Here is a 2095-nt window from a genome sequence, read left to right as displayed (position 1 = left end):
GGCGGGCGGGGGCCCCCAACCGCCCCCGGGGGGGGGCCGGCCCCCCCAACCGGGCCCCCACCCCGGCCGGACGTGTGCGGGGATCTGTGCACGGGAACGGTCAGGCGCTTGCCTGGCCACCCTCGGCGGTGCTCTTCTGGGCGGCCTCGTCGATCGACTTGCGGACCGCGTCCATGTCCAGCGCGCGCGCCTGGCCGATGACGTCCTCGAGGGACGACTCGGGCAGCGCACCGGGCTGGGCGAAGACCGCGACGTTCTCGCGCACGATCATCAGAGTCGGGATCGAACGGATCTCGAAGGCAGCCGCGAGCTCCTGCTGCGCCTCGGTGTCGACCTTCGCGAACACCAGATCGGGGTGACGCTCCGACGCGCCCTCGAAGACCGGCGCGAACTGGCGGCAAGGACCACACCAGGAAGCCCAGAAGTCGATCAGGACAAAGTCGTTGTCGGTGACGACCTGATCGAAGTTTTCCTTGGTGAGCTCAACGGTGCTCATGACGTGCTACCTCTTCCTGAGGTCCGGGGGACTCGCCCCGCACAACGGTGCCCGGGGCCGTGCTATTCCTGCCCCTGCCCATGTGGCCAGGACGCACACCCCGGATCAGACTGGCCCTATGACCCATGCTGTGGAGTACGACGTCGTAGTGCTGGGCGCGGGCCCTGTCGGGGAGAACGTGGCGGATCGGACCAGAGCGGCGGGACTGAGCACCGCGGTGGTCGAGAGCGAACTCATCGGCGGTGACTGCTCCTACTGGGCGTGCATGCCGAGCAAGGCGCTGCTGCGCCCGGTGATCGCGCGGGCCGACGCCCGCAGACTGCCCGGCGCGAGCGCCGCCGTGCAGGGTCCGCTGGACAGCAAGGCCGTGCTGGCCCGACGCGACGAACAGGCGGCCCACTGGAACGACGAAGGGCAACTGGCCTGGCTCGATTCCATCGGCGCCCGTGTCTACCGGGGCAAAGGAGCCCTCCACGGCCCCAGGAAGGTGGTGGCGTACGGGCCGGAGGGCGAGCACTACTCACTGACCGCCCGGCACGCCGTCGTCGTGAGCACCGGCAGCCGCGCCGTACTGCCCGACATCCCCGGCCTCGCCGGAGCGAAGGCGTGGACGAGCCGCGAGGCCACCAGCGCCCGTGAGGCGCCGGGCCGGCTCGCGGTCGTCGGCGGGGGAGTGGTCGGGGTGGAGATGGCCACCGCCTGGCAGGCACTCGGCTCGCAGGTGACCATGCTCGTCCGCGGCGGCGGCCTGCTGCCACGGATGGAACCCTTCGTCGGCGAGCACGTGGCGGAAGGCCTCAGGGAGGCCGGCGTCACCATCCGGACGGACACCGACGTCACCGCTGTCGAACGGCCCGGCGGCACCGGACCCGTCACCCTGGTCCTCGGCGACGGCGAGCGCGTCGAGGCCGACGAGGTGCTCATCGCGACGGGCCGCGCCCCGCGCACCGACGACATCGGACTGGAGACCGTCGGACTGGATCCGGGCTCGTGGCTGACGGTCGACGACAGCTGCCGCGTGCAGGGCACGGACTGGCTGTACGCGGTCGGCGACGTCAACCGCCGCGCGCTGCTGACCCACCAGGGCAAGTACCAGGCCCGGGTCGCGGGAGCCGCCATCGCCGCCAGGGCGCAGCAGGTCCCGCTGCTGGAGACCGACCGCTGGGGCGCCCACTCCGCGACGGCCGACCACGCGGCCGTGCCGCAGGTGGTGTTCACCGACCCCGAGGCAGCGGCCGTGGGCCTCTCGCTCGCGGAGGCGGAAGGGGCAGGACACCGGGTGCGCGCCGTCGACTACGACCTCGCCTCCGTCGCGGGCGCCGGACTGTACGCGGAGAACTACCGCGGACACGCCCGCATGGTCGTCGACCTCGACCGCGAGATCCTGCTCGGCGTCACCTTCGTCGGCGCGGGCGTCGGCGAACTGCTGCACTCGGCCACGATCGCGGTGGCCGGGGAAGTGCCCATCGACCGGCTGTGGCACGCGGTTCCGTCCTTCCCGACCATCAGCGAGATCTGGCTGCGGCTGCTGGAGACGTACCGGGCGGGCTGAGGAGGGCACGCGAGCACGCGAGTGCGTGCCGGGGCCGGCAGGGCGGC

At 72.4% G+C, this 2095-nt stretch carries 2 protein-coding genes; one reads left to right on the top strand and one right to left on the bottom strand.

The features are described 5' to 3' along the window. Positions 1-100 precede the first annotated feature (100 nt). A complete protein-coding gene (gene trxA / locus ACWGH4_RS34560; protein ID WP_453467800.1) occupies positions 101-496 on the bottom strand; it encodes a thioredoxin in 396 nt (131 codons plus the stop codon). A 118-nt stretch (positions 497-614) separates the two neighbouring features. Between trxA and ACWGH4_RS34555 the strand changes: the two genes are divergently transcribed. Beyond that, positions 615-2048 (top strand): dihydrolipoyl dehydrogenase family protein, encoded by a 1434-nt coding sequence (locus ACWGH4_RS34555; protein WP_453467798.1) that lies wholly within the window; start codon positions 615-617, stop codon positions 2046-2048. The last annotated feature ends 47 nt before the right edge of the window (positions 2049-2095 follow it).

It is taken from the genome of Streptomyces sp. NPDC054847 (genome assembly GCF_053610925.1).
This window is presented reverse-complemented; position numbering and strand designations above follow the sequence as displayed.

Coding starts and splice junctions, on each gene's coding strand:
- trxA (WP_453467800.1), bottom strand. CDS start 496: ATGAGCACCGTTGAGCTCACCAAGGAAAACTTCGATCAGGTCGTCACC.
- ACWGH4_RS34555 (WP_453467798.1), top strand. CDS start 615: ATGACCCATGCTGTGGAGTACGACGTCGTAGTGCTGGGCGCGGGCCCT.